This window comes from Streptococcus sp. NLN64 (genome assembly GCF_015831295.1).
Classification (GTDB): domain Bacteria; phylum Bacillota; class Bacilli; order Lactobacillales; family Streptococcaceae; genus Streptococcus.
The window spans coordinates 1-26,334 of sequence record NZ_JADXDQ010000013.1 but is presented as its reverse complement, the minus strand read 5'-3'; the positions used below and the strand labels follow the sequence as shown (position 1 = coordinate 26,334).

The following is a 26,334-nucleotide window of genomic DNA, read 5'->3' as shown; positions in this document are numbered from 1 at the left end:
CCCCCTTAGTTCCGATAGAAGATATAGGGCTCAAAGGCCTCTTGTGGAGCATCATATTGAGGTTGGATAAAAATACGATCCCGGGTTTCATCTGACTCATAGGTCCGAACACTTGTAGCCAGTTTCTGACCTGCAGGTACATAATAGTAGACTGGCGGGCTAGCTACTACTTCTGCCAGTGTCCAACTGCCGTCACTTATTTGTTTAACGGTAAAGGTGCCAGTACCATTGGTTAGTTTGCCACCTTCAATCGTAATGGATCCCATTGCACTTGACCAGGTTCCCTGAATAGCAGGAATAGTTTCGCCACTTGTAGCTTCAGCAGCCTCCTCTTGAGTAGAAGAGGCACTTACTTCCTGACTCACACTCTCTGCTTGTGAAGAACTGGATTGGGATTCTACCATCGCCTCTGTACTTGAACTTGTTGCAGTAGAATTTCCCGCCTTCTTGGATGAAGAAGACTTTTTAGCTGACGACATTACTTGTTTTTGACTGGAAGAAGCACTTGGCTCAGTCTCTTTCTTTTGACCACATGCTGCCAAAGCCAAACTTGCTAAGAGTAATACCATTATTTTCTTTTTCATAAAATACCTCTGTCTATAAAAAAATCGCAGGTAAAACCTAGGTTATCACCTATTCAGTACAGGTCTAGTATACTAATAATCAGATATAAGAGCAAGAAAAAGCCGAAGGTTGACGGAGCAAGAAAAAGCCGAAGGTTGACGGTTGACGAGTGGCATATTTTAGTGTAGAATATTTTATGTTGCGGCGGTATAGCCAAGTGGTAAGGCACGGCTCTGCAAAAGCTTGATCGTCGGTTCAAATCCGTCTACCGCCTTTAACAACCCCTTTTATCCGAATTTATACTGATGAAAAGCCCGAAAAATCGGGCTTTTTTGATTTTTGAGTGGGATAAATACGGATAAACGCTAAAAACATTTCGGACGATTTCCGGACGATTTTAAAGCTTAAAACAAAAAAATCCCCCTGGAAAATCCAGAGGGAGAATCGTTAGATAGTTACATACGTTTAGTGTATTTCAAAGCAATCCAGCCCGCTCCGCTCTTCAACTTGCCCCACTCGTACCCATCAGCAGACTTAGTTTCTGTGATGGTGTAGACTCCAATCTTAGCTTGTCCGTTTGTCTTCATTACTATGATACAACTATTCTTGATTTTTTACTACAAATATTTTATGATAGCTATTGAAAACGCCTACAGCCAAAGGAGATTCGGTTATGAAAAAATTAGGTCTTATCATTATTAGCTTGCTAACCTTACTTAGCTTGTCTGCATGTTCTATCATTATAGAACAAATTTCAAACTTAGCATCTTCAGAATCCTCCAGCACGCAAGAGGCATCTAGCGATAACGAAGGCAAACTTCAAACTCCAAGTAAAAAGAAAAAGGAAGTTTATAAAATCGGAGATAAAATTACCTTCGACAATATCGCTGAGTACACTATTACGAAAGCTGAGTGGTCAGAAGAAGGAAATCAATACGAAAGCAACCGACCTGAAAAGGTTCTCAAAGTAACCTATAATATAACTAATCTTGGCACAGAAGAGCTATTCCTCGGAACCGGTATGGAGCTCTATGTCGGAAACAAAAAAAATGCAGGGATATTCCATCGGTAGCACCTATGATACGATTTCTGAAAACCGAAGCTACGATCACGCAGTTGCCAACTTTGCAGTCAGTGGAGATGGCAATATTGAGCTTGAAATCCAACCAAGCTACGATTCCCAAGTTGCAGTCGTCTCTATCGAAATTAACGACGGTAAAGCCTAGACTTCTCTCCTTTGGGGAGTTTTTTTCTTTTAAAAAAACGAATAAAAAAAGAAAAAGACCACAAAGGAGTTTACCATGAAGAAACGACTAGTTACCCTGCTCATTACCCTCTTAAGCTTACTGCTACACGCGCCAATTCTGGCAGAGGCTCGGAAGGAAGTCAGCCCACAGGAAGCCAGTACTTATCCCTTTCATTTGACGCAGGCACTCATCGCGCGGACAGAGTCAGGACAAACTGTCCGAGGTACGGGCACCTACCTCGGTAAAGGTGCCTTCCTCACCGCAGCCCACAATCTCACAGATGAACAGGGGCAGCTCCGATCTGGGCAGACCGTTGAAACTTACAATGCTCAAGGGAAAGAGGTCTTCCACACGGGAACCTCTGCCACCCCTTACCACCTGGCCCCGTCTTATAGCGGTTATGAGGATTTAAAAAACGACTTAGCTCTTATCCAAGTTGATTCCAGCCTAGGACTTCCAACGGATAAACAAGAACTCAAGCTGGCTATCTACCCCCAGCCTCAAAAACTATTGGGGAAAACTGTGTCCACCATGGGCTTCTCCAGCCTCACGCGCCAACCTTACACCCAAGCAGCTGGTAAAATCATTCGTGTGGAAGCAGATGGTACCCTGACTGCAGATCTTGGATTGGTGGAGGAAAACTCTGGATCTCCCGTCTTCCTAGATGGTGAAATCATGGGAATTATCACCGCAGTGACCGAGGAATGCCGAGGGCAGAGCATTTGTTACCAAGCTACCATCACGCCTTTAACACAAGACTTGAAAAAGCAAGTCTTGGACAAACTTGGACTAGAAGTCCGAATTGTAAACTAAAACATGAAAAGCAGCTTCCGTTCGGAAGCTGCTCTTCTCTTTTCTCAATGGCCCAAGTAAGCTGTGTCAATCGTCCGCAGGCCGTCAATGTGGAGGCTGAGATTGTCCTTAATCGGTCCACCTAGAGGATCCAGAATAAAGTCGATACCTTCACGTCGGGCCAGTTTGGCGGCAGGGACGAAGTCGCTGTCGCCGGCGATGAGGATAATACGGTCTACTTGCTGTTTATAAGCAAGGGAAGAGATGTCTAAGCCGATTCGGATGTCAGTTCCTTTCTGTTGAAGGTTCAGGCGGAAATCCGACTCTTGAAGATCCTTCGCTGTTCGTTGGCCAGAGAGCAGAGACTGAAGGGCCTCCTCCCGCAAGGTGTAAAGGGGCTTGTTCTCAGATAGCTCCCCCATGCGCAAAGCCACACGCCGCTTGTGGCTCAACTCCATAAAAAACTCTTCGGTCCAGCGTAGTGTGTCACTTCTGCTGTAGTCAATAACCCGATCTCCGAAAGGATTGAGCAGACTGGCTTGGATTGGTGGACAGTCATAGTAGAAAATGCGATAGAGGTCGTGCCTCACCTCTGCCTGGTAACAGGATTCTTTAAGATGCCGCGTACAATATTTATACAGGCGTTGGGCTGACTGGGCCGGATCCTCCGAACCGAAAGCCAGATTTGTCCGTTTGCGGTAGTATCCACCATCGACTAAGATTGCTGTTTTCATAAATCTCCTTTTTCTTACCGAGGGAAGGTAGGATGACTGCTCTCAACCTTTTCTCGGCAGACTTTATAAAATCTGAGAGTTTTTTCCCACTCCCATCTTTTTATTCGAAAAAAAATTAAAAAAAGACCTAGCGAAAGATTTTTTCGCCGGTCTACTTTTAATATTCAACAAAACGTCCCAGAACGTGGACATTATCTGCAATGGTCACAAAGGCCTTGGGATCCGTTTCGCGCATAATCCACTTAAATTTATGATATTCCGCTCGGGTAATAATGGTGATCAACACCGCCTTGCGCTCATGCTCGTAAGCCCCCTCAGCATCGTTCAAAATCGTCACTCCACGCTCCAACCTAGCGTGAATTTCCTTGATAACCAGCTCCGGATGGCTGGTGACAATCATGGCCTGCATTTTTCTTTGTTTGGTGAAAACCAAATCGGTCACGCGCGTGGACACAAAGAGGGTCACCAAAGAATAAAAGGCGTAGGGCCAGCCAAAGGAGAGCCCGGCCATTAGAATGATAACCCCGTTAAGGGCCAGCGACAGGTTACCGACCTGCCGACCGGTCCGCTTGCGGATTGTCAGGATTAAGACATCCATACCGCCACTGGAGATATTGGCCCGAAGGGCCAAACCAATCCCCAAGCCCATCAGAACACCCCCAAAAAGGGCGTTGATGATGGGATCTGTGGTCAGGGTCAACTCTGGAATCCACTCTAGGAAGAGGGTCGAGAAACTAACCGTTATGAAGGTGAAAATGGTAAACTTGTGGCCAATCTGATACCAAGCCAGGACCATCAGGGGAATATTGATGGCGTAGTAAATCAAGGCCAGTTGCAGATTGATGTCAAAATGATTGAGTAATTGAGCCTGAATAATCTGAGCCAAACCGGTTGCCCCAGCAGAATAGACATGACCGGGTTGGTAAAAGAGATTGACCGCAATCGCGGACAAGATTCCATACAAGACCGCGGCGGACAATTTCTCGTCATATTTTTCTCGGGAAATACTCTGCAAAAGCTTGATAAAGTGGAAACGCCTGCCTAGTTCATCCAACCAGACCCGAAAAGCACGGTAGTATTTATTGTCTTTCATCCTCTTGGACCCGTAGACTCAGTTCTTCCAATTGGCTCAAAGCCACTGGACTCGGTGCCTGAGTCATAGGGTCTGTGGCCTTGTTGTTTTTCGGAAAGGCAATGACTTCCCGAATATTGTCTTGGCCAGCTAGCAGCATGACGAAGCGGTCCAAACCGATGGCCAATCCACCATGTGGTGGGAAGCCGTAGTCCATAGCTTCCAATAGGAAGCCAAACTGCTCTTCTGCTTCTTCTTGACTGAATCCAAGAGCTTTAAACATGCGTTCTTGTAAGTCTCGTTGGTTAATCCGAAGGCTTCCACCTCCCAACTCATAACCATTCAAGACAATATCATAGGCGATCGCCTTAACCTTGCTGAGGTCACCTTCCAATTCGGAAGCCGTATCCATTTGTGGCAGGGTAAACGGATGGTGGGCACTCATGTAACGACCTTCTTCTTCAGACCATTCAAACATTGGCCAGTCCACAACCCAGAGGAAATCGAATCGACTCTCGTCGATAAGTCCTAGCTCTTTTCCTAAGCGCACGCGAAGCGCCCCAAGAGTAGCATTGGCCACTTCCATTTCATCCGCAACAAAGAGAACAAGGTCTTGGGCTCCCAAATTGAGGTGAGAGACCAACTTCTCTTCATGGCTAGTCAAGAATTTCGCAACGGGACCTGTAAGAGCACCGTCAGCGTACTTAACCCATGCCAGACCCTTGGCACCGTATTGCTTGGCGACCTCGGTCAACTTATCGATATCTTTCCGAGAGTATTGGTCCGCTGCCCCACGCACCACGATAGCTTTAACAGCTGGTGCTTCAGAGAAAACCTTGAATTCAACATCTGAAACGAGGTCTGTCAAGTCTTCAAGCAGCATATCAAAACGGGTATCTGGTTTATCGACACCGTAAAGACGCATGGCTTCTTCGTATTTCATGCGAGGGAAAGGTAGGGTCACCTCAATGCCCTTGGTATCCTTCATAACCTTAGCAATCATTCCTTCCACCAAGTCTTGGATTTCTTGATCCGATAGGAAGGACGTCTCCAAGTCGACTTGCGTAAACTCTGGCTGACGGTCTCCACGCAAGTCCTCATCACGGAAACATTTCACGATTTGATAGTAACGGTCAAATCCAGCATTCATCAAGAGTTGTTTGGTGATTTGTGGACTCTGTGGAAGAGCATAGAAATGTCCTTCATGCACCCGGCTTGGGACCAAGTAGTCTCGTGCTCCTTCTGGAGTCGATTTGGCCAAGAAAGGAGTCTCCACATCGATAAACTCATGCTCATCCAAATAGTTGCGAATACTGTGGGTAACCTGCGCACGGAGTTTGAAATTCGCCAACATTTCCGGACGACGTAGGTCAAGGTAACGGTAACGCAAACGCGTATCATCGTTGACCTCAATCCCATCTTTGATTTCGAACGGAGTCGTTTTAGCCGTATTCAAGACGGTCAACTGCTCGACCTGCATCTCCACTTGCCCCGTAGGTAATTGATCATTGGCCTGCTCACGCGCCAAAATCTTCCCGGTCACCTCAATGACATACTCAGACCGCAAGCTCTCAGCCGCCTGCATAACAGACGCATCCACCAATTCTGGATTGATCACCAACTGCATTAACCCTTCACGGTCACGCAAATCGATAAAAATCAAGCCTCCCAAGTCCCGACGACGACCAACCCAACCTTTTAGGGTCAGTGTCTGACCAATTTGCTCCGAGCGCACACGCCCCGCATACATCGAACGTTCCATCAACTATTCCTCTTTCTCTGTTTGTCTTATTTCATGTAAAATTTCAATGGCTGTACCCGTTACAAAGTAGGCAAGTCCAGCCAAAAACCCGAAAATTGGCGCTAAATAACGGTAAAGGAAATCTCCCCGCACCAAGAAGCAGATACAACCAATCACGAAACCAATCACCACTGCCTGTATACAGGCCCCAAGCAATCTCTTCTTCATGGCCTACTACTCCAAAATCGGCGTCAGAACGCCCCGTGCATCTGCCTCGAGATCAGCCAAGCTAACTTGAATTTGTTCCCGTGTCTGATTGTTCTTGACCGTCACCTGTCCAGATTCTAGCTCAGATTCTCCAAAGGTAATCAAGGCCCGCGCCTGGAATTGATCCGCCGCCTTAAACTGAGCCTTGAGCTTGCGGTTGAGATACTCTCGTTCCGCTGTCAAACCTTGTCGACGCAAAGACTGAACCAAAAGGGTTGCAGCCCGATTCACCTCTGCGCCTAGGGTAGCAACATACACATCTAAGGCTGGTAATCCTGGAAGTTCTACCCCTTGCTCGTCAAGCAGCAAAAGCAACCGCTCCACCCCAAGACCAAACCCGAATCCTGGGGTCTCAGGACCACCAAAGTAGGAGACCAAGCCGTCGTACCGACCACCGGCACAGACGGTCAAATCGGATCCCTTAACGTCTGTGATAAATTCAAAAATTGTGTGGTTGTAGTAGTCCAAACCACGAACCATTCTCGGATCCATAACATAGTCAATACCCAAGGCATCCAAGAGCTCCCGCACTTGATCCAAGTGTTCCTGGCTCTCCGCATCCAAATAATCCAGAATGGACGGTGCCCCTTCCACAACTGCCTGGTCCGCTTTTTCCTTGGAGTCCAAGACTCGCAAGGGATTCTCTTCCAAGCGGCGCTGACTATCTGCGGATAGGGTCTCCTTATGAGGCAAGAGGTAGTCAATCAAAGCTTGACGGTAAGCTGCGCGTGATTCCGGAGTTCCCAAACTGTTCAAATGCAGACGAATTCCCTGCAGACCAAGTTCTCGGAAAAAATCAGCCGCCATGGCGATGACTTCCACATCCGTTGCAGGATTGCTAGATCCAAATGCTTCCACCCCGATTTGGTGGAACTCCCGCAAGCGTCCCGCTTGCGGCCGCTCATACCGGAACATGGAACCCATGTAGAACAGCTTGACTGGCTTCTGCACCTCTGGCGCAAACAGCTTATTCTCTACATAAGAACGCACTACCGGAGCAGTCCCTTCTGGTCTTAGGGTAATGTGTCGGTCCCCCTTGTCATAGAAATCATACATTTCCTTGCTGACGATATCGGTGGTGTCTCCAACCGACCGACTAATGACTTCATAGTGCTCGAAGAGCGGCGTCCGAATTTCTTCAAACCGGTAACGTCCAAAGATTTCCCGAGCTCGGGCTTCCACAAATTGCCATTTTCGAGACTCACCAGGCAAGATGTCCTGCGTTCCCTTTGGTTTCTGTAGTTTCATAATGTTCCTTTTCCTTTAGTTGCATTAGTACAATTTTAGCACAATTCCCCCCTCTACGAAAGCCTTATCACCAACTTCGTCAGCCTACTTGGGATTAGACCGACTAGCCTCCCCTAGCTTGATTTGACTCCAAAACAAAACGAACTATTGCGCAAGCATTCGCATAAAACATTCGGATTGTTCTTGGTTTATCCTGATATTTCTGATACAATGAAATCATCAAAAGATAGGAGATTCCCATGGAAAAAAAGGCTGTTTATAAGTATATGTTGCGTGCTTCTCTGCTACTTGCGCCACTTGTGTTATCGACCACATTGGCACAAGAGACTGTCGCGGCAAATGACCAAACTCCCGCAACTGAAAACCTTCTCGCTGACACAAATCAAGTAACTCCAAATCATTCGGATTTGTCAGAGGCACCCGCTGAAACCCCAATTGACAACCAACCTGTAGAAACAGTTTCAGCAGATTCCAATAGCTCAACCACCCCTATCGCACAAGCACGAGAGAGCGAAAAAGGACAAGAACTAACAGTCTCTGGTAAAGTCATCAGTAAGGTCAATGCTTGGGGCGGCAATGGCTTCTACATCCAAGACGCGGCTGGCGACGGCCTCTATGTGTATCCTGGTAAAAAACAGGATGTCGCTATGGGAGATACGGTTCAATTAGAGGGAACCTTAGGGGACTTCAATGGAGAACTTCAACTAACCAAGGTTGCTAACCTCACAAAAGTCGCAGATCTTTCGGTTCCAGAACCGACCGTCACAACTGTCGACGGCTTGACAGACAATCTCCAATCAACGCTCGTAACCCTAGAGAATATGACCGTGGGCGCTATCTCTAGTGATAAAAACGGGACCTCCACCTTTAACATCCGTGACGCAGATGGCAAATCCGTCGCAGTTCGGGTCGATAGCCGCACAGGGATTACCAATGCCATTCTAACCAACTTAATCTCTGAAAACGACACCATCAACATCACAGCGATCTTATCCACCTATCGAGGCAAAAATCAACTAAAACCATTCTTGGAAAATCAGTTTGAAGTTGTCAAAAAAGGCACGGCAGCTCCACCAGAAGAAGCATTCGTAACGGTTGGACAAATCCAGGGAGAGAGCCACACCTCTCCTCTTGAAAATCAAACGGTCACCGTGAAAAATGTGGTGGTCACTTACATTGCCAACAAAAACCACTTCTACATTCAAGACTTGACACCCGATGGCAACCCAAAAACATCTGACGGCGTTAACGTTTTCCAAACCAATCACCAAGTTGCCCTTGGCGACATCCTAACCGTAACAGGGAAAGTCGTTGAATATCTCGGAACTGGCTACAGCGACAAGGCAGCAACAGATTTGACCACAACCCAGATTGCAGCGACTTCCATTGTAAAAGAAGGCAAAACCGATGTCCCCGCTCCGATCATCCTCGGTGTTGACCGCATCGCTCCTACGAAAATTATCAAAGATGATTCCTTCACCTCCTTCGATCCAGATACAAATGGCCTTGATTTCTGGGAGTCCTTAGAAGGTATGGTTGTGGGAATTGACAATGCTAAGGTTCTTGGCCCACAATCTTATAAAGAAGTCTATGTCGTTCCAGGAACTTATACAGGACCAACCAATAAGTTCGGTGGCTTAACCCTTGAAGCCGATAACGCCCATCCCGAAAAAATCGCCGTCCTTTTCGATAAAAATGTCGTTACAAAAACAGGCGACTCCTTCCAAGGACGGATTTACGGTCCGATTTCCTATGGCTATACCAATTATAAATTACTAGCTACCGTTGCCAACTCTCCAGCAGTTACAGACGGCGGTGTCCAACCTGAAATCACAACAATTGTCAAAGACCCCAACAAACTCACCATCGCCTCTTATAACATTGAAAATTTCTCAGCCAATAACAAAACAACCAGCAATGCCAAAGTTAGACGCATTGCCAAATCTTTTGTCAATGACTTGAAATCTCCAGACATCATCACCCTTATTGAAGTCCAAGACAACAACGGGACAACCGATGATGGGACCGTCGATGCCAGCCAAAGCGCTCGCCGACTAATTGAAGCCATCAAAGCTGAAGGCGGCCCTACCTATCAATACATTGACATTGAACCTGAAAATAATATGGACGGTGGTGCTCCTGGTTCCAATATCCGTACAGGATTCCTTTACAATGCCGATCGTGTCTCTTTATCGGATAAACCAAAAGGAGATGCAACTACGCCCGCAGCTTGGGAAAACGGCGAATTAAAACACAGCATCGCCCGCATCGATCCAACCAATACAGCTTGGAAAAACTCACGGAAACCAATTATCGCAGAGTTTAACTTCAAGGGACAAAAAATAAACGTCGTTGCCGTCCATCTCAACTCAAAACGAGGAGATAATGGACTCTTCGGTAAGGTTCAACCAGTCAGCTTCAAATCTGAAACACAACGCCATCAAATGGCTACCATTATCAATCAATTTATCTCCCAAGGAATGGCGCAAAACAACGATCTAAACGTCGCTATACTAGGAGACTACAACGACTACGAGTTTACCAAGACACTGGACATCATCTCAGGAGACATCATGTCCAACCTAGTAAGCCGCCACGACCTATCCGATCGCTTCTCCTACTTCTACCAAGGAAACAACCAGTCCCTGGATAACGTTGTTATCTCAAATAACCTCCTCGACCGCTACGAGTTTGACATGGTCCACGTGAACTCCATCTTCATGGAAGAACACGGACGTGCTTCCGACCACGACCCACTACTCCTTCAACTAGACCTACGCTCCAAAAAACATGGAGAAGGAACCATCACCGAAGAACTTCCTAAATTCGACCTAGATGCCCTCAAACAAAAACAGCATGGAGAAGGAACCGTCACAGAAGAACTTCCTAAATTCGACCTGGATACCCTCAAACAAAAACAGCATGGAGAAGGAACCGTCACAGAAGAACTTCCTAAATTCGACCTAGATGCCCTCAAACAAAAACAGCATGGGAAAGGAACCATCACAGAAGAACTTCCTAAATTCGACCTAGATGCCCTCAAACAAAAACAGCATGGGAAAGGAACCGTCACAGAAGAGCTTCCTAAATTCGACTTGGATCAACTAAAACAAGGAGATAAGAAGGAAGGGGAGTCTAACGGAAACAATCCAACCCTACCAGTCCTTACCCGCCCATCAAAGAAAATTACAAATCGAACCATTCCATCTCAGTGGAACTCTGTAGAGTCACTGTCAAAAGCTGAGAAAGCGATCCCTGACTGGAAGAATGAAACCACTAAACAAGAAAACTTGCCAAACACCTCTAGCCAAAGCTCCGTAATGATGACAAGCATGGGACTTGGTTTGTTGGCAACCCTTGGAATTGTTAAATCCAAACGCCGCAAAGGCTAAGGCTACTGTAGTCTGTTAGTTTGCTTTTAGTACAAGGCAGCGAGTCGCAGGCAATACTGAAGCACGACAAGACGAGCTAACATAGTAATAAAAGATAAACTAAAAGAGTATATCTGAAACAGCTACAGGCTGCTCACTCAATAGGAGCAGCCTTGTGGTTTCTTGTTGATTTTCCCTTTCAGGATTAGGGGTTCCTGTTTTTTTTGAAAAAAGTTGTCAAGTAACTTTACTTTACAATTCATTTGTGTTATTCTTTTAAAGTTGACGGATCGTCAAAGAATATTCTATTGGAGGAAACAAAGAAATGGCAGTACCTGCACGTCGCACATCAAAAGCGAAGAAAAACAAACGTCGTACACACTACAAATTGACAGCACCATCTGTTCAATTCGATGCTACAACTGGTGACTACTCACGTTCACACCGTGTATCTCTTAAAGGATACTACAAAGGACGTAAGATCGCTAAAGCTCAAGCAGCTGAATAAGAATAGAAGGGAGCACTCATGCGCGTAAATATCACACTTGAACACAAAGAATCTGGTGAACGCTTGTACCTTACTTCTAAAAACAAACGCAACACACCAGACCGTCTTCAATTGAAAAAATACTCACCAAAATTGCGTAAACACGTCGTGTTTACCGAGGTGAAATAATTGGGATTAGAAAAGCCTATGAAATTAATATTTCTAGGCTTTTTCTGTTGCCCTAAAGACAGTTTTATCAGGTTGATTTTAGACTGCAGTATCTCTAAGGCAACCTATTCTTTAAAATAATCTAAAATGAGGTTGGCAATTTCTTTGGCATGAGTTTCAAGAACAAAATGTCCTCCATCTAATAATTCAATTCGACTATTAGGATTATCTTTAGCAAATGCAAGTGCCCCTTGATAAACAAAACTTGGGTCATTCTTTCCCCAAGCTGCTAATAGCTTCGGTTGATATTTTTTGAGATAAGCCTGAAATTTTGGATAGAGTGCAACGTTTGATTGATAATCAAAAATCAAGTCAGATTGTCTTTCAGCATAGCCTTCAGATTGTGAATAATAGATATCCAACAAATACCCATCTGGAGATAACTTACGGATGTCTTCACCACCAGAGTATTGACCAATAATGGTTTGTGGAGCAAACGCACTTTGGTACTCCTTTCTTAGTTCAGGTGTCGGATTTCTCCAATACTCTGCTCGAGCTTCCCATTTTTTCCCTAAGCCTTCTTCATAAACATTCCCATTTTGACTAACAATCCCCAAAATGCGTTCTGGGTACTTACTTGCAATTCTAAAACCAATAGGAGCTCCATAATCAAATACATAAAGATAAAATTTCTCAATGCCTAGAGCAGATAATAAACCTTCAACATAAGCTGTTAAATTATCAAAAGTATAATCAAAAGTAGCATGATCAGGAGCCTCGGACTGTCCAAAACCGATTAAATCAGGAGCAATGAGATGGAAATCCTTCTCCAATAGTGGCATTAATTCGCGGAATTGGTGACTAGCTGATGGGAAACCATGTAACAACAAGAACACTGGTTTATCAGCTTGTCCAGCTTCACGATAAAAGACTTCCAAACCATTTACCCTTATTTTATTATATTTCATTTTTCTTACCTCACTTCCAATTTATTGTTATTATACCACCCCAAAAATTTCTTTCCTATTATCAATGTATGATATACTTATCACAAATAATGATATCCCTGAAGGTTATTCTATGCAAATTCAAGACTTAAATATTTATAAAACAATTTATGAACTTAATTCTATCAATAAAGCTGCACAAAAACTAGGTTATGCGCAATCCAATGTTACTACTCGCTTAAAAACGATAGAGCAAGAATTTAATACATCATTCTTCAAAAGAAGTTACAAGGGCGTAACCCCAACTGAAAGCGGTAGAGCCTTTTATGAATACGCTTGTGAGGTCTTAGATTTAACACAGACTATCACAGAAAAACTAGATTCTAATAAAAAAAAGAAGTCAGTCAAGACGACCGAAATTCTCTTTCAATATATTGTCGAAGAAATGAATGATTATTCATTAACCGACAATCAATTTATTATCACAAAATCCAGTACGATCATTAAAGATACAAATCCCACTGAGGATATTATCACTTCTTACTATCTAATAAATCATAAAAGTTATTCACTTACTCAAATCGGAAACCTTCTAATAACGCCAGTCGCAAAACAAGGAACAGATGTAACTCAGTTACCAGTACTAGTAAACAGTGACGAAGCATGCCCATTCCGGAAAAAGACTATGGAAACAATCCCTAAAAACACTGAAATTATAGAGATTGATTCCTTTGTAAATATTATACAATTAGTCGAAAATGGACAAGGGTTTGCTTTATTACCAAATTTCCTAGCTAGAAAGCATAACTTTTTGAGCATTAACGATAAAACCTATCAAATTCCTTTTTATACATTTGAAAAAGATAGTATCTAATAGCATCAATTGTTTTTGAAGTTCTCTTCTCCCCAAGCTTTTCGACAGCTCCTCTCATAATCTCTTTTTGCTTCTGAATCACATGGAAATAGACAGGTTTAATCTCCTTGCAATCCTCCGAGTATCTGACAAACTATCGGATGGTGGGAAGATCGATACCTTCACCCGCTATAATAGAGATAGAGCTATAGCGGAACTCGTGAGGAACAATCTAATACTCATTACATTTCAAAATCTGAATGTGCTAATCCTCTTCGCCGAACGTATTGATTGCGTGCTTTGCACGCCTTATTGATAAGATTCAACAGGTCTCCCAGACCTGTTGAACTGTCTTCATCGGATTGATGGTAAGCGAAGCTTGCTTCATTACCTATAAATTTTAATCCAATTCCTGGATTAAAGTTCGTTTCAGATTTCGAACTGTTTCGAGTATAAATCGGTCTGTCAGTGTCTAGAAAGCTATCAGCGCTTTACTATACATAATAAAAATCCTACTTTCGGAAACAGTACTTTCTATGTTGGTACTGTCTACTCAAGTAGGACTATATCAGTAGGACACTATCAAGACGGTGTTTTTTCTTGTCCCCAAAAAGTTTGCAAGAATCTTCAGTATCTGAGAGCCGATATAGTCTTTTAGTTTACTTTTAGTACAAGGCAGCGAGTCGTAGACAGTACTGAAGTACGGCAAGACGATCTAACACAGTAACAAAAGATAAACTAAAAGACTATAGAAGTTTAAAGCAAGAGAAAGAATCTTACACCTGATAGCTTCTCTGCATGCGGGAATACAAACCTCCTACCTGCATGAGCTCTTGGTGATTGCCCTGCTCCACGATGTTGCCATCCTGCATGACAAGAATCAGGTCTGCAGACTGGATGGTCGATAGGCGATGGGCAATGACAAAGGAGGTTCGTCCTTGCATCAGTTCATCGAAAGCAGATTGAATGAGTACCTCGGTCCGGGTATCAATGGATGAAGTTGCTTCATCTAAGATTAGAACCTTTGGCAATTTCATAAAGAGGCGGGCAATGGATAGGAGTTGTTGCTGACCAATGGACAAGCCGCCTCCATCATCTGTCAGATAAGTATCATACCCTTTAGGCAGCTGCATAATAAAATGGTGGGCATGAGCTTTTTTGGCAGCTTCTACTACTTGATCTAGGCTAGCATCTGGCTTTGCGTAGGCAATATTTTCAAAAATAGTTCCCGCCTTAAGCCAGGTTTCCTGTAGGACCATACCAAACTCATTTCGCAAAACTTGGGGAGCTATCTGGCTTATCGGAATCTGATCTATCCGGATTTCGCCCCTATTAACTGGATAAAAGCCCATCAAGAGGTTAATGAGAGTGGATTTACCTGCACCAGTTGGACCGACAATCGCAACTCGTTGGCCTGCCTCAACTTGGAGGTTAAAGTTTTCAATCAAGGATTGACTGGGAGCATAAGAGAAAGAAACCTGATCAAAGGTCACCTGCCCCACAAACTCACTAGAGTCTTGCCGGACCCCTTCCTCCACCGGCGGCATTTCTTCCAATTCCAAGAGGTTGAAAATACGGTCAGCAGAAGCTAGAGCGCCTTGGATTTCGGTTAAGACAGAGGAGATGTCATTAAAAGGTTTGGAATATTGAGTCGCAAAATTCAAGAAAGTAGTCAACTCTCCTATGGAAAAACTTCCTGCTATAATGCGTATAGCCCCGATATAGGTCACAGCCGCATAAATCATCGCATTAATAAAACGAGTTGTAGGATTGGTTAGCGAGGAGAAGAACATCGCTCCCTGTGACTTGGTGGCGTAGTCTTCATTACTGCGCTCAAAAGCTGAAATAACTTGATTTTGTGCATTGAAGGCGCGCAAGACCTCTATTTGCTGGATCGATTCCTCCACCAATCCCAACTGATCGGCCCGCGCCTCAGCTTGATCTCGGAATCTCAAATAAGAGTGCTTGGCAATGAAGCGCGCAAACAAAATTGAGAGAGGTGTTAAAGCCACCACTAAAATCATCATCTGCCAATCCAAAGATGCCATGGTCACGATGGTTAGAAGGATGGTCAAAATTCCCATAATGAATTGGTTGAAAATTAAGAGGAGGCCATCACCTACGATTTCTACATCATTCACTAAAGGACTAACCAAATCACCACCGGACATCTGGTCAATAGTCCCGATTGACAGACGATTGAATTTCCTAATCAAATCATTGCGTAGCTGTCGCGTCACCTCTAGAACCATCTGATTATAAAGACGAGGGGTCATGAATTGAAAAAGAACATTCATCCCAATCAGAACCAGCATCTGAATTAAAATCCATCCAAGTTGATTAACATTAACTTGGTTAGGTCCAATCACAACGTTAACGGCTCGGCCAATGAAAACGGGAATCGCAATCGTCACCAGAACTTGTAAAAGAGATAAAAGAAGAACACCCGCCAACTGCCAAGGAAAGCTTAAAAACCGAGCAAATAGTTTACTAGCACTCGCTGATCTTCTCATTTCACCACCTCCTTCACTTCTTGGGATTCATGGATTTCTCGATAGACCTCACTGGTCTCAAGCAGCATCTCATGTCGACCATAGCCAACTTGTTGCCCTTCTTCCAAAACCAAAATCTGATCTGCCTCTTTCACCGATCCTGTTCTTTGGGAAACCATCACAATCGTTTTCTGACGATAGTGGGTCTTGAGGGCTTTTTGGAACTCGGACTCTGTCAGATAATCCAAAGCTGATGTAGAATCATCAAAAATGTAAATTTCTGCTGGTTTTAAAAGAGCTCTGGCTAAGGTCAAACGTTGGCGCTGACCTCCCGAAAAGTTTCTTCCAAAGGTCGCTACTGGAGTATCCAACCCTGCCTTCTCCCTGATAAAGGAAGCTGCCTGGGCCACTTCTAATGCCTGCCACATCTCTTCATCACTGGCCTGAGGATTTGCCAAGAGAAGATTGGACCTAACCGTCCCCTTGAAAAGACTAGCCTTTTGAGGGACCAGACTCAGCCCTTGCCTCCATTCTTTGCGGGACCCTACCTTCAAGCGATGGGAATTCAATCGCAAACGGCCCCCAGTCGGGTCGTAATTTTTCATCAATAAGGACATCAAGACCGACTTGCCCGAGCCCGTAGATCCAATAACTCCAAGGAAACTCCCACTCTTCAGTGCAAAATTCAGATGGCTCAAGACAGGCTCCGCCTTCTCATCAAAGGCAAAGAACAAATTTTGAGCTTCTATCAAATTGTCCTCCTGCTCCACAGGCAAAAAGTCAAATGTCTCTTCCTCCTCTTCAAGGGCGAGTACCTGAGCAATACGACTGGCTGAAGTATAGGTGCGAGTCATGGTTGAAACCACCATCGCTAACTTGACCAACTCCACCAAGATGGACAACAGGTAATTCACTAGAGCCACCAATTCTCCCTGTTTTAAGAGCCCTGAATCGACCCAACCACCACCTTGCCACAAAATTAAAATCAAGGACAGGTTAACAATCGCGTAGGTCAAGGGATTGGATAAAACGGAGACATTATTCGCTTGCAAATTGGTCTGGTAGAGGGACTGATTGGCCTCTACAAATTCCGTTTCCTCGTCTGCCTGCCGACCAAAGGCCCGAATAACCCGTACCCCTTTAACCTGTTGACGTGCCAAAAGTACTAACCGATCTAAACGTTCACGAGCCAGGGTAAACCTAGGATTGGATAAACGGACGACAAACCCTACCGCAAAAAAGAGAGCGACAATCATCCCCAAGAAAATCCAGGTTACCCGCGGAGAAATCGTCAGAGCCATCACAAAAGCACCAAATACAATAAAAGGCGACCGCAAAAATAAACGGAAGAAAATATTCAGCCCCGTTTGAACCTGGAGACTATCAGCCGTTATTCGGTTTACCAAAGAAGAAGGAGATTGATTCTGAATCTCACGCGCATCCAAATTCACAATCTTGGCAAATAAATCTTGATTCATTTGCTTGGTAAAACCAACAGCGGCCTTGGCAGATAAATACTGAGCACTATCCGCAAATACCAAGCCCAAAAAGGCAAAGGCAAACATCCGGGCAATCCCAGCCAAAACCTGCCCCTGCTGGCCTGAAGGAATCGCCTGATCAATAATAGAGGCCACAATCATAGGGACCGCTAACTCCAACAAGGCCTCAATCAATTTAAACAAAGGCGCTAGAATAGAAGGCCCGTAATACCCCTTAAAATAGTTGAGTAATCTGTACATAGAGTTCCACCTTACACATTCACTAACCCCTATTTTATCACGATAGATCAAGGAAACGAATTCCACCTGAAATTTTTGCAAGAAAAAAGTAAGCTAGAAAGATTCTTAGAAAGACCTTCATGACGATCTGTTTCGAAAGAGTAGAGATTCAACTTGTCGTCTTCAACAGTCAACATCAACCCTTGTCAATTGAACCTCACCAAACTCCAGTACTGCCTTTGGTTTGCTATCTGGATTAGGATTGATCTTCATCGAATATAGAGTGAATGCTTTCATCCTTTTTTCAGCTTTCTCTGCTATACTGTTAGGAACAAGGAGGTGAAGCAATGTTTTTATTTGCCTTTCCAGGTATGGGAAAAACGACTTTGGCCAAGAAATACGAGACAGTGGTCGATCTCGAAATGTCCGATATTAAATACGACAATTCCAGCGTCAGCCATTTGTCACGTGAGGAGCGCAAGTCGACCAAGCGGCCAATTAAGGACCGAAATTACAAACAAACCTATATCGATAGAGCCTATGATTTGCATGAAAAAGGAAAAATCGTCTTGGTTGCTCTAAATTTTCTGTTTCCTATCTTAAGAGCTTTTCGAGAAAGGAAGCCGGTCCCTTTCCATATCTTTGTCCCCCATCCTTCGCTAAGATCCGAGTATCGTCAGCGTTACCTAGGCCGGGGGAATAATGGACGTTTCATTTTTGAAGTCATGACCATCTGGTATCCAACGCTCGTTCCCCTTTGGCTTTTATCCAAAATCCTTCCAAAATGGATAACCGTCACCAAAACAGGGGAAACCCTGGAAGACTACTACATCCAGCATTTCTATCAGACCGAGATCCGTATCAAAAAATTGATTGTAGAGTAAAGCCCAAGAGAGTCCCATCTCTCAGGGCTTATTTCTATTTCCGTTCTATTTTATATAGAAATTGTAGGGCTATTCTCATAAATTTGAAAACTGGCTACTATGTCTCAAAGCACGACAAACGCATAAGAGATTTTTAGCGAGAAAATAGAGTTTTCTGTATTTCAATGTTCAGGATTTTCACAATAAAAAATAATCCTTTTTGGAATCTTCTATAGGAGAATCGCTAAAGTTACTAAATTTAAACTGTGTTATAATTCGGAAATTACTGTTTCATGCGTTTGTCGTGGGTCTCAAAGGAAAATAGTTTACTTTTTCTTATTTATTTGATAAACTAATTATGAAGAAAATGTCATGCACTCTTAGAGTAAGTTGCCGTATTGACTCCAAAAATCTAAACTGTCAAAGGTTTTATTTTTTTTATAGGAGGAGTTTCAGTAGCAAAATGACAAAAGGGTTTAGAAAAAGAGACTTGGGGAAGTCTCTTTTTCGTTTTATCTATTATAAAATAGGTACGACACGGGGAATGTCGTACCATTGAGTAAATCAGGTATGAACTAAATCATACCTAGTGCCGCAGCAATAATAATAAGCAAAGTACGTGTTATAGTCATTTTAAACTCAAACTCGCCTTGCTTTTTTTTGAAGAAAATTGTCATGGCTTATCTCTTACGCTCATTTAAGTTGTAGTGCTAGAGCTAATCGGACAAGCAGCTTTTCACCAGGGTTTTGAAAAGCTAATAAACTACCAGAGCCATACAACTCCAGCCTTTCAGCTGATAGGTAACCGCAAGCTGAAACCCATTTAATTATATCACAGTATATTTAGATTATAATTTAAAAAGGCTGTTTTAAATTATTACATAATCATTTGTGTGACGTACTGTTAATTCTTTAGGTAGTAGATAACCGAACCTAAGCACCCCTCAATCGATCACCCCTAGACAACTCCAACAACCATAACCCTCACAAAAATTTCCAAGCAAATTTCTTGAAAATTTTCTGCAAACCACCTATAATTGCACGCGGAGGAAAATTATGTCTAAAAAATTCTTTGCCGAACTGATCGGTACTTTTATGTTAGTCTTTATCGGAACTGGCGCTGTTGTCTTCGGTAACGGAGTTGAAGGTATTGGGCACCTTGGAATTGCTCTTGCTTTCGGTCTTTCCATCGTCGCTGCTGCCTACAGTATTGGAACTGTTTCAGGAGCACACTTGAATCCAGCTGTATCCTTGGCTATGTTCGTGAATAAGCGCATGAATGCCCAAGACTTCCTTACCTATGTTGTTGCACAAGTCATTGGAGCTTTATTAGCTTCCGCTACTTTGAGTTTCTTTGTCACAAACTCTGGTCAGGCTGTTACAAGTCTAGGAGAGAATGGCTTCACAACTGTATCTGCAATGGGGGCCTTCCTATTTGAAGTGATCGCAACCTTTATCTTTGTCTTGGTCATTGTGACTGTCACATCTGCAAGCAAAGGAAACGGCAAAATTGCTGGTCTTGTCATCAGTTTGACCTTGACGACCCTGATCTTGTTGGGACTTAATGTAACCGGTCTTTCTGTCAACCCTGCTCGTAGCCTTGCACCAGCCCTCTTGCTCGGCGGCACAGCGCTTAGCCAAGTTTGGGTCTTCATGTTGGCACCACTTGTCGGTGGTTTCCTAGCTGCCTTGGTTGGCCAACACTTACTTGAAACTGAGAAATAAGACTCTAAGCATCTTCATTCTTTGGGGAAAAACCAAAGAAGAAGGTGCTTTTTTTGAAGACTAGCGAACCTAAAAGCACTTCCCTGTTCCCCATCTAAAAAAGACGACCTTTCCAGTCGTCTCGATGATCACTCACTCGCTTGCAAATACACCTTCAAACCAGGCAAGGTAGCCTGCCCATCCCGGATTCCGATTTCGTAGACCGCCTCTAACTTGTCTGGATCTCTTTCCAAGCGTCCAACATCTAGGGCTTGATCCGGACGTATCACATAGACCTCACCAGCCTCTTCCATCTGAATAATCTTTTCCACCGCTTCATTGTAATGCTGGTAACGTTTAGAAGCCACTTCTACAAACTTGGGATAGTCCTTATAAAAGAGCCGGTAAAGCCTTCCACTGGAGGGCTTTTTTCGATACTCAAAGGGCTGGGTTAGAATGACAATTAACTTATCAAACCCCAAGCTTTTGGCAAAATCTACTGGAATTGAATCTGTCAGACCTCCATCCAAGTACTTCTTCCCATCGATTTCCACAATCTTAGAAACCAAAGGTAGAGCTGAACTAGCTCTGAGGTATTCCATTTGGTCAAAGACATGGTCAATTTTCGGATATTCTGCCTGACCGGTTTCCAGATTGGTCACCGTCACATAAAAAGGCACACCCGATTTTGCAAAGGCTTCCTGGTCAAAAATGTCTAGCTCCATCGGAATTTTATAGTAGGCCATCTCCCGGTTGACCATATTGCCCGTTTTCAACCAGGATAAGAGACTAATGTAATTTTTATCTCGGATAAAGCGTTTGTTATAGCGCAGAGCCCTTCCCCTTTGCCCCGAAAGAAAATTAACCCCAAAAAGAGCGCCGGCAGAAACACTGACCAGACCGTCTACCTTGATTCCGGCGTCTAAAAAAGCGTCCAGAACACCCGCCGTGTAAAGCCCGCGCATACCACCGCCTTCTAGAACTAGACCAACCTTCATAAAAGCCTCCTTATTTCTGTTTTTATTAGTGTAACAAAAACGGAGTGAAAATGGTTCAGAAAAAAGTTTCACGAGGAACACTTTATTCGAAAAACATAGAAGACTTTATATCCCAAATCATCTTAACTATTGCCACGTTATCATTTGACTCTCTAATCACAGTATTCTAAAATGAAGACACAAGAATTGATCCTAGTTATTAGGAAGAAAAGCAGATAGAACGAAATGAGGTAAATGCAATGAACTAAGGGAGGATATGAATATGGACCTAACGAATTTAACTGACAAAGATATCGCAACAATCATCAAACGATTGAAGATGCCTAAAAATGAAGATAGAATGACCGACCTATACTATAAACTCTCTTCACTCTTCGGTAAAATCAATTCGGACATTGTTATTATCGATACTGAAAAACTACAGTACTATCTTCATGTTTTCAGAGGTAAGCGAAATCCTGAACGCTATAGTATCCACCTTAGACTTAAAAATTTGCAAGAACATATCATTCGTTTAGACATTAATCCCAGTAATAGACATACCAATCCAGATGGAACTGTCATCATCGGAAGTCACATTCATGTCTATTCAAATCAATATACTAAAAAAGATGCAACCGCAGTCTTATTGTCTGAATCTGACTTCCCAAATATAACTCATATTATTGACGCCTTCGATTCATTCCTATCCTATACAAACATCAGAAAGGGGAACTAGTATGTCACATTCTGATTTTTTGAAAAACACTTACTTCAATTGGTTGTTCGAGGAGTACAAGTTTAACCAAATTGATCAAAACGTTATTGAAATACAAACACCTTTTCTAGACAACGAATCCGATTCTATCATCCTCTACGCAGAATTCTTATCCCCAAATCAAGTATTGCTCACTGATGATGGTTGGACACTCAATTTTCTAAAACATCATGGAATTTCATTTAGTGGTAGCACACAAAAAAACATTTTAAACACAATCGTCACTCCTTTAGGAACAAAGGTAAAAGAGGATGAACTGTGTATCACAACAAGTATCGATCAATTTCCAATCGCAAAGCAACGCCTGCTACAAACAATTATGCAGGTTAATGATATGATTGTCCTGCAAAATAAACAGGTCAAGAACGTCTTCCAAGAAGAAGTTAGAATTCTGTTAGACAGGCAGAAAATCCTCTTCACCAATCGCCCCTCTTTTACCGGAAAAGAAGGAATTACCGTTCAATTTGATTTCGCTATTCCAACCAATAAAATTGAACGACTAGTACGAACCATTTCTAATGGAAATGACCTCAATCGAGCAAAACTACTAGCCATGGATACTCGGATTCTTCAATACAACCGAACAAACACAGAATATATCGCTCTTGTTGATGACTTGCACTATGAATTCACAAAAGATCTAGAAACAAAAGCCATCTTCCAGGAGAATAGTCATAGCCAAATCCATTTAATCAGACATAGCCAAATTCTTGAAGACTACAGTTTACTTTCAAACAAGGTATAGTAGCCACCAAAAAAGCAGAAGTTCTCACCTCTAATACTAGAACTTCTGCTTTTGTTTTAGTCTATCCACTTATCTTCTGCCAACTTCCGATACCAGTAAGCGCTTTGTTTGGGGTAGCGCTTTTGTGTTTCGAAATCGACGTAGAAGAGGCCGTAGCGTTTGTCATACCCGTTGGACCAGGAGAAGACGTCCATCAGAGACCAGAGGAAGTAGCCCTTGATTTGGGCGCCATCTGTGATGGCGTCCGCAATGGCTGCCAGATGTTGACGGATGTAATCAATGCGATAGTCGTCATGGACGGTAGTCTGCTCAAATTGGTCTTTGTAGCCCAAACCGTTTTCGGTGATGTAAATTTTTTTGTAATTCGGGTAATCCTTGGTCACGCGCATAATCTGATCATACAGTCCTTGGGGATAGATGATCCAATCCCAATCGGTTTTAGGGATCGATTCTGGAGCTCGTCGGCGGCCAACTCCCTTGATTTGATAAGAGGAGGAGCCTTTTTGGCCCGTTCCATTGTGGATAATCTCGGTCTCTCCCTCATAAGCCTGCATCCAGTCGCTCATGTAATAATTAATCCCCAGGAAGTCATTCAAATCTTTGGCTGCTTCCAAAGCCTCAAAATCAGTCGGCCGAAGATCCAGTTCTCCACCGTGGATTTCTAATAGCTCCTGCACCCCAGCCCAAGTTGCCGAAGAGTAATGACCTAGATAAGTCGCATCCAAAATAAATTTGTTGTGGATGATGTCTTCTAGTTCTGCGGCTCGGATATCGGCAGGATTGCTTGGGTCATAGGGGTATTTGGTGGGCAGAGCGTGAACCACACCAATTTGTCCTGCATACCCCGCCTGTTTATAGAGTAAAACAGCTTTAGCGTGGGCAACCATCATATTGTGGTGGGATTGGAAAACTTTTGCGAGATCATATTGGATACCAGGTGGAAATTTTCCGACCAGATATTGACCGTCACCAATGGGTCCAATTTCATTGAAGGTGGTCCAGTAAGTAACCTCCGAAAATTCCTGGAAGCAAAAGGCTGCATAATCCACAAAATGGTCAATCGTCTCTCGATTCAAGAAGTCTCCTTGACTATGAAGTGCCTCTGGAGTATCAAAGTGATGCAGGGTCACAAAAGGCTCAACTCCCCGTTTGCGACATTCCTCAAATAGGCGGTGATAGAAATCCACCCCTTGAGGGTTCACCTGCCCCCATCCCCTAGGAAAAATCCGTGACCAGGCTATGGAAATGCGTAGAGCTCCGACTCCAAACTCCTCACACAGGGCTAAATCCACCGGATATTGATGGTAAAAATCAGAAGCCGGGTCCGCTTTAAACCAATAATGATCCGCTAAAAACCGATCCCAAGCAACCGGACCTTTCCCATCTACTTGTGACGCTCCTTCAGCTTGGTAGGCCGCTGTCGCCCCACCCAAGAGAAAATCACTTGGCAATTGTCTCCTCATACAAGTCCTCCCTCACTGCAACTGCTTCCGAACAAAGTCCAAGGCCCCTTGTCCATCCCGTGTCAATTTGATGTACTGTGCTCCTTCAGTTTTAGCCAGGCGGATGCCCAAAGCATCGGTTTCCTGCTTGATATCCTTATAGTTCGAAGCTACCTGCGGTGCCAAGACCACCAGATCATACTCCGGCAAGATTTCCCGGTGAGCCCCATAACTCCCCGCCGCTGCTGTTACGGGCACCCCGTATTCCTGGGCAGCCTTGGTGAGCGCATTGGCCAAGAGACCGCTAGTTCCACCACCAGCGCAGAGAACCAAGACATTGGTTTCTTGGGTCACTTCCTCTTGAACAGAAACTTCTTCTTTTGGTTCCAAAACAGGCTCTGGCTGACCTTCCGCCTCCTCTGCTAAGATTTGTTGGTCATAGACCTTGAGGAAAGGATAGTAAAGGGCTGTGTCCACTACGACCAAGAGGAGCGCCAGCAAAAAGGCTAGAGGAGCAAAGTTGGTCCCCATGATAATTCCCAGTGGACCAGGGGTTGTCCAAGGCAGGTTGACACTGAAGGAATTCATTTTGAGACTGTCCACGAAAAATTTAAAGATCCAGACGTTCACGATTGGAGCCAAAACAAACGGAAGGAAAAAGACAGGGTTGAGCACAATCGGCGCCCCAAATAAAATCGGTTCGTTCACCCCAAAGAAAGTCGGAATGACCGATGCACGACCAATGGCTCGATTCCGCTTAGACTTGGTGAGCCACATAAACATGAAGGGAACTACCAAGGTCGCCCCAGTACCACCCATGGTTACAATAAACATCTGAGTCCCTGATGTCAAAATCTTATCTGCGTGTTGCCCAGCCTGCAAGAGTTGGAAATTGGCTTCCACATTAGCGTAAGTAATCGCCGCGATGGCCGGTTCAACAATCGACGGACCATGAATTCCAACAAACCAGAAAAGGGCGTAGGCTCCAAAAATCAGCGTAATCCCTAAGTAACCATCTGCCGCTGTAAATAGGGGTTCAAACGCTTTAAGAATTGCCTCGGCCACACTGCTTCCAACCAATTGACGACTCAGGAGATCCAAACCATAGAGGACAAAGATAGAAAGAGCATACGGAATAATATCCTTAAATGCCTGAGACACATTCGGCGGAACTTCTTGAGGCATGGGGATGGTAACATTATTCTTCACACAAAGTCGATACAAATTAACCGTAATAAAGGCAGCTAGAAAAGCTGTCAGCAAACCTTTCGTTCCCATATAACCATTGGCTAAACCACCTTCTAAACTATCTGCTGCTAGCAGTAAAAAACCAGAAATCGCTGCCATCATGGTCGACAAGAAGTTAATCTGATTGGTCTTCGGCAAGTCTCGGTTAAAAGCATCCGTCAAGGATTTAGCCGTTGTCCCAGCAACGAGTACCGCTACAATCCCCATGGTATAACCATACGGTTTCATAATCGCCGCTACCATCTCCTCAGACCAGGTAAAGCCAAAGATATTCGGAACAAAGGCTACCAATAGAAAAATACTGGAAAAGAGAATCACCGGCATAGCTGCGATAAAACCATCCCGAATAGCTCTTAAGTAAGCATTTCGAGAGACTTTCTCAAAGAAAGGCTTGCCTTTTTCTATCCAAGCAATCAATTGATTCATAACTTTACCCCCTTCTATAGAGTTCAATCATGTGCTTCATCAAATCCTTCAAAAGCAGAGTTGTCATCAAATGATCCTGCCCATGCATCAAGGTCACACTGTAGACTAAATCTTCTCCAGCTGCTTCCTTCTGCAAGAGGCTGGTTTGAGCCTGGTGAGCTTGTACAATACAATCGTTAGCCTCTTCCACCAGTGCTTCTGCTCGCTCATAGTCCCCATTTTGCGCCGCATTCAAGGCTTCCAATAACCGAGAACGAGCATCTCCGGCATAGGCCACAATTTCAAAACCTAATAAAGTACTTTCTTCACGATTCATCTCAGAACCTCCTCGTAATATAAGTTTAGAGGGTTATTAAAACCCAGTTTGAACAATAATTGTATAAATACTTGACTATTGCAATGTTTCCCAGAACAATAGAGTTATGGAAAGGACTCATGGTTGTTTCTTAT

Annotated in this window: 25 protein-coding genes and 1 tRNA gene; 12 read left to right on the top strand and 14 right to left on the bottom strand. The window is 43.8% G+C overall.

Features of this window, described 5'->3' with window-relative positions:
• Positions 1-5: 5 nt before the first annotated feature.
• Positions 6-584 carry a hypothetical protein gene (locus I2503_RS03330; RefSeq protein ID WP_196967011.1) on the bottom strand — a complete coding sequence of 193 codons (579 nt, stop codon included), beginning with the start codon at positions 582-584 and terminating at the stop codon, positions 6-8.
• A 183-nt stretch (positions 585-767) separates the two neighbouring features.
• Between I2503_RS03330 and I2503_RS03325 the strand changes: the two genes are divergently transcribed.
• A tRNA-Cys gene (locus tag I2503_RS03325) sits at positions 768-838 on the top strand.
• A gap of 181 nt (positions 839-1,019) precedes the next feature.
• On the opposite strand, the gene I2503_RS09770 is transcribed toward I2503_RS03325, so the two are convergent.
• Positions 1,020-1,151: a hypothetical protein gene (locus tag I2503_RS09770; RefSeq protein WP_282097722.1), complete on the bottom strand. Its 132-nt coding sequence runs from the start codon at positions 1,149-1,151 to the stop codon at positions 1,020-1,022.
• Between the two features lie 86 nt (positions 1,152-1,237).
• On the opposite strand from I2503_RS09770, the gene I2503_RS03315 reads away from it, so the two are divergent.
• The 3 genes from I2503_RS03315 (at position 1,238) to I2503_RS03305 (ending at position 2,624) form a co-directional block, all read left to right on the top strand.
• The gene (locus tag I2503_RS03315) at positions 1,238-1,636 is read left to right on the top strand and encodes a hypothetical protein (RefSeq protein ID WP_196967010.1); all 399 of its coding nucleotides are present in this window, start codon (positions 1,238-1,240) and stop codon (positions 1,634-1,636) included.
• Positions 1,614-1,790 carry a hypothetical protein gene (locus I2503_RS03310; protein ID WP_196967009.1) on the top strand — a complete coding sequence of 59 codons (177 nt, stop codon included), beginning with the start codon at positions 1,614-1,616 and terminating at the stop codon, positions 1,788-1,790. The genes I2503_RS03315 and I2503_RS03310 overlap by 23 nt, the downstream gene beginning before the upstream one ends.
• Before the next feature lie 75 nt (positions 1,791-1,865).
• Entirely contained in the window at positions 1,866-2,624 is a 759-nt protein-coding gene (locus tag I2503_RS03305) for a trypsin-like serine protease (protein ID WP_196967008.1), read from the top strand.
• A 44-nt stretch (positions 2,625-2,668) separates the two neighbouring features.
• Here the strand turns inward: I2503_RS03305 and I2503_RS03300 are convergent, their stop codons facing one another.
• The 5 genes from I2503_RS03300 to hisS all read right to left on the bottom strand — a co-directional run bounded on the left by I2503_RS03300 (position 2,669) and on the right by hisS (position 7,665).
• Positions 2,669-3,337: an NYN domain-containing protein gene (locus I2503_RS03300; protein WP_196091337.1), complete on the bottom strand. Its 669-nt coding sequence runs from the start codon at positions 3,335-3,337 to the stop codon at positions 2,669-2,671.
• Positions 3,338-3,494: 157 nt separating this feature from the next.
• Complete coding sequence (locus tag I2503_RS03295; protein ID WP_196967007.1) at positions 3,495-4,430, bottom strand: YitT family protein; 936 nt, start codon at positions 4,428-4,430, stop codon at positions 3,495-3,497.
• Positions 4,417-6,171, bottom strand: a complete 1,755-nt coding sequence (gene aspS, locus I2503_RS03290) for an aspartate--tRNA ligase (RefSeq protein WP_196967006.1) — start codon at positions 6,169-6,171, stop codon at positions 4,417-4,419. The genes I2503_RS03295 and aspS overlap by 14 nt, the downstream gene beginning before the upstream one ends.
• 3 nt (positions 6,172-6,174) lie before the next feature.
• Positions 6,175-6,378, bottom strand: a complete 204-nt coding sequence (locus I2503_RS03285) for a hypothetical protein (protein WP_196967005.1) — start codon at positions 6,376-6,378, stop codon at positions 6,175-6,177.
• Positions 6,379-6,384: 6 nt separating this feature from the next.
• A complete protein-coding gene (hisS, locus tag I2503_RS03280) occupies positions 6,385-7,665 on the bottom strand; it encodes a histidine--tRNA ligase (RefSeq protein WP_196967004.1) in 1,281 nt (426 codons plus the stop codon).
• Positions 7,666-7,904: 239 nt separating this feature from the next.
• Here hisS and I2503_RS03275 point away from each other — a divergent pair, with 239 nt between their 5' ends.
• The 3 genes from I2503_RS03275 to rpmG all read left to right on the top strand — a co-directional run bounded on the left by I2503_RS03275 (position 7,905) and on the right by rpmG (position 11,712).
• A complete protein-coding gene (locus I2503_RS03275; RefSeq protein WP_196967003.1) occupies positions 7,905-11,057 on the top strand; it encodes an LPXTG cell wall anchor domain-containing protein in 3,153 nt (1,050 codons plus the stop codon).
• A gap of 304 nt (positions 11,058-11,361) precedes the next feature.
• Positions 11,362-11,544 carry a 50S ribosomal protein L32 gene (gene rpmF, locus I2503_RS03270; RefSeq protein WP_135038419.1) on the top strand — a complete coding sequence of 61 codons (183 nt, stop codon included), beginning with the start codon at positions 11,362-11,364 and terminating at the stop codon, positions 11,542-11,544.
• Positions 11,545-11,562: 18 nt separating this feature from the next.
• A complete protein-coding gene (rpmG, locus tag I2503_RS03265; protein WP_001265622.1) occupies positions 11,563-11,712 on the top strand; it encodes a 50S ribosomal protein L33 in 150 nt (49 codons plus the stop codon).
• Between the two features lie 104 nt (positions 11,713-11,816).
• Here the strand turns inward: rpmG and I2503_RS03260 are convergent, their stop codons facing one another.
• Positions 11,817-12,659 (bottom strand): alpha/beta hydrolase, encoded by an 843-nt coding sequence (locus I2503_RS03260; RefSeq protein WP_196091343.1) that lies wholly within the window; start codon positions 12,657-12,659, stop codon positions 11,817-11,819.
• Between the two features lie 112 nt (positions 12,660-12,771).
• On the opposite strand from I2503_RS03260, the gene I2503_RS03255 reads away from it, so the two are divergent.
• A complete protein-coding gene (locus I2503_RS03255) occupies positions 12,772-13,512 on the top strand; it encodes a LysR family transcriptional regulator (protein WP_196091344.1) in 741 nt (246 codons plus the stop codon).
• Between the two features lie 755 nt (positions 13,513-14,267).
• Here the strand turns inward: I2503_RS03255 and I2503_RS03250 are convergent.
• Complete coding sequence (locus I2503_RS03250) at positions 14,268-16,004, bottom strand: ABC transporter ATP-binding protein (RefSeq protein WP_196091345.1); 1,737 nt, start codon at positions 16,002-16,004, stop codon at positions 14,268-14,270.
• Positions 16,001-17,722: an ABC transporter ATP-binding protein gene (locus I2503_RS03245; protein ID WP_196091346.1), complete on the bottom strand. Its 1,722-nt coding sequence runs from the start codon at positions 17,720-17,722 to the stop codon at positions 16,001-16,003. Before I2503_RS03245 ends, I2503_RS03250 begins: the two co-directional genes overlap by 4 nt.
• Before the next feature lie 326 nt (positions 17,723-18,048).
• On the opposite strand from I2503_RS03245, the gene I2503_RS03240 reads away from it, so the two are divergent.
• Positions 18,049-18,585 carry a hypothetical protein gene (locus tag I2503_RS03240; protein ID WP_196091347.1) on the top strand — a complete coding sequence of 179 codons (537 nt, stop codon included), beginning with the start codon at positions 18,049-18,051 and terminating at the stop codon, positions 18,583-18,585.
• A 1,035-nt stretch (positions 18,586-19,620) separates the two neighbouring features.
• Positions 19,621-20,289, top strand: coding sequence for an aquaporin (locus I2503_RS03235; RefSeq protein WP_196967002.1), 669 nt, complete (start codon positions 19,621-19,623; stop codon positions 20,287-20,289).
• A gap of 128 nt (positions 20,290-20,417) precedes the next feature.
• Here I2503_RS03235 and I2503_RS03230 read toward each other — a convergent pair whose 3' ends face one another.
• The gene (locus tag I2503_RS03230; RefSeq protein ID WP_196091349.1) at positions 20,418-21,266 is read right to left on the bottom strand and encodes a patatin family protein; all 849 of its coding nucleotides are present in this window, start codon (positions 21,264-21,266) and stop codon (positions 20,418-20,420) included.
• Between the two features lie 262 nt (positions 21,267-21,528).
• Here I2503_RS03230 and I2503_RS03225 point away from each other — a divergent pair, with 262 nt between their 5' ends.
• On the top strand, positions 21,529-21,984 hold the full coding sequence (locus I2503_RS03225; RefSeq protein ID WP_196967001.1) for a hypothetical protein: 456 nt from the start codon (positions 21,529-21,531) through the stop codon (positions 21,982-21,984).
• A gap of 1 nt (position 21,985) precedes the next feature.
• Positions 21,986-22,768: a DUF1828 domain-containing protein gene (locus tag I2503_RS03220; RefSeq protein ID WP_196967000.1), complete on the top strand. Its 783-nt coding sequence runs from the start codon at positions 21,986-21,988 to the stop codon at positions 22,766-22,768.
• Positions 22,769-22,824: 56 nt separating this feature from the next.
• Here I2503_RS03220 and lacG read toward each other — a convergent pair whose 3' ends face one another.
• The 3 genes from lacG to lacF are packed head-to-tail and all read right to left on the bottom strand — an operon-like array spanning position 22,825 to position 26,200.
• Entirely contained in the window at positions 22,825-24,231 is a 1,407-nt protein-coding gene (gene lacG, locus I2503_RS03215; RefSeq protein ID WP_196091352.1) for a 6-phospho-beta-galactosidase, read from the bottom strand.
• Between the two features lie 12 nt (positions 24,232-24,243).
• A complete protein-coding gene (locus I2503_RS03210; protein WP_196966999.1) occupies positions 24,244-25,884 on the bottom strand; it encodes a lactose-specific PTS transporter subunit EIIC in 1,641 nt (546 codons plus the stop codon).
• Between the two features lie 4 nt (positions 25,885-25,888).
• Entirely contained in the window at positions 25,889-26,200 is a 312-nt protein-coding gene (lacF, locus tag I2503_RS03205) for a PTS lactose transporter subunit IIA (protein ID WP_196966998.1), read from the bottom strand.
• Positions 26,201-26,334: the final 134 nt, after the last annotated feature.

Coding starts and splice junctions, on each gene's coding strand:
- I2503_RS03305 (WP_196967008.1), top strand. CDS start 1,866: ATGAAGAAACGACTAGTTACCCTGCTCATTACCCTCTTAAGCTTACTG.
- I2503_RS03245 (WP_196091346.1), bottom strand. CDS start 17,722: ATGTACAGATTACTCAACTATTTTAAGGGGTATTACGGGCCTTCTATT.
- I2503_RS03285 (WP_196967005.1), bottom strand. CDS start 6,378: ATGAAGAAGAGATTGCTTGGGGCCTGTATACAGGCAGTGGTGATTGGT.
- I2503_RS03235 (WP_196967002.1), top strand. CDS start 19,621: ATGTCTAAAAAATTCTTTGCCGAACTGATCGGTACTTTTATGTTAGTC.
- hisS (WP_196967004.1), bottom strand. CDS start 7,665: ATGAAACTACAGAAACCAAAGGGAACGCAGGACATCTTGCCTGGTGAG.
- I2503_RS09770 (WP_282097722.1), bottom strand. CDS start 1,151: ATGAAGACAAACGGACAAGCTAAGATTGGAGTCTACACCATCACAGAA.
- I2503_RS03240 (WP_196091347.1), top strand. CDS start 18,049: ATGTTTTTATTTGCCTTTCCAGGTATGGGAAAAACGACTTTGGCCAAG.
- I2503_RS03220 (WP_196967000.1), top strand. CDS start 21,986: ATGTCACATTCTGATTTTTTGAAAAACACTTACTTCAATTGGTTGTTC.
- rpmF (WP_135038419.1), top strand. CDS start 11,362: ATGGCAGTACCTGCACGTCGCACATCAAAAGCGAAGAAAAACAAACGT.
- I2503_RS03225 (WP_196967001.1), top strand. CDS start 21,529: ATGGACCTAACGAATTTAACTGACAAAGATATCGCAACAATCATCAAA.
- I2503_RS03315 (WP_196967010.1), top strand. CDS start 1,238: ATGAAAAAATTAGGTCTTATCATTATTAGCTTGCTAACCTTACTTAGC.
- I2503_RS03275 (WP_196967003.1), top strand. CDS start 7,905: ATGGAAAAAAAGGCTGTTTATAAGTATATGTTGCGTGCTTCTCTGCTA.
- I2503_RS03310 (WP_196967009.1), top strand. CDS start 1,614: ATGCAGGGATATTCCATCGGTAGCACCTATGATACGATTTCTGAAAAC.
- I2503_RS03210 (WP_196966999.1), bottom strand. CDS start 25,884: ATGAATCAATTGATTGCTTGGATAGAAAAAGGCAAGCCTTTCTTTGAG.
- lacF (WP_196966998.1), bottom strand. CDS start 26,200: ATGAATCGTGAAGAAAGTACTTTATTAGGTTTTGAAATTGTGGCCTAT.
- I2503_RS03295 (WP_196967007.1), bottom strand. CDS start 4,430: ATGAAAGACAATAAATACTACCGTGCTTTTCGGGTCTGGTTGGATGAA.
- I2503_RS03255 (WP_196091344.1), top strand. CDS start 12,772: ATGCAAATTCAAGACTTAAATATTTATAAAACAATTTATGAACTTAAT.
- I2503_RS03300 (WP_196091337.1), bottom strand. CDS start 3,337: ATGAAAACAGCAATCTTAGTCGATGGTGGATACTACCGCAAACGGACA.
- aspS (WP_196967006.1), bottom strand. CDS start 6,171: ATGGAACGTTCGATGTATGCGGGGCGTGTGCGCTCGGAGCAAATTGGT.
- I2503_RS03230 (WP_196091349.1), bottom strand. CDS start 21,266: ATGAAGGTTGGTCTAGTTCTAGAAGGCGGTGGTATGCGCGGGCTTTAC.
- lacG (WP_196091352.1), bottom strand. CDS start 24,231: ATGAGGAGACAATTGCCAAGTGATTTTCTCTTGGGTGGGGCGACAGCG.
- rpmG (WP_001265622.1), top strand. CDS start 11,563: ATGCGCGTAAATATCACACTTGAACACAAAGAATCTGGTGAACGCTTG.
- I2503_RS03330 (WP_196967011.1), bottom strand. CDS start 584: ATGAAAAAGAAAATAATGGTATTACTCTTAGCAAGTTTGGCTTTGGCA.
- I2503_RS03260 (WP_196091343.1), bottom strand. CDS start 12,659: ATGAAATATAATAAAATAAGGGTAAATGGTTTGGAAGTCTTTTATCGT.
- I2503_RS03250 (WP_196091345.1), bottom strand. CDS start 16,004: ATGAGAAGATCAGCGAGTGCTAGTAAACTATTTGCTCGGTTTTTAAGC.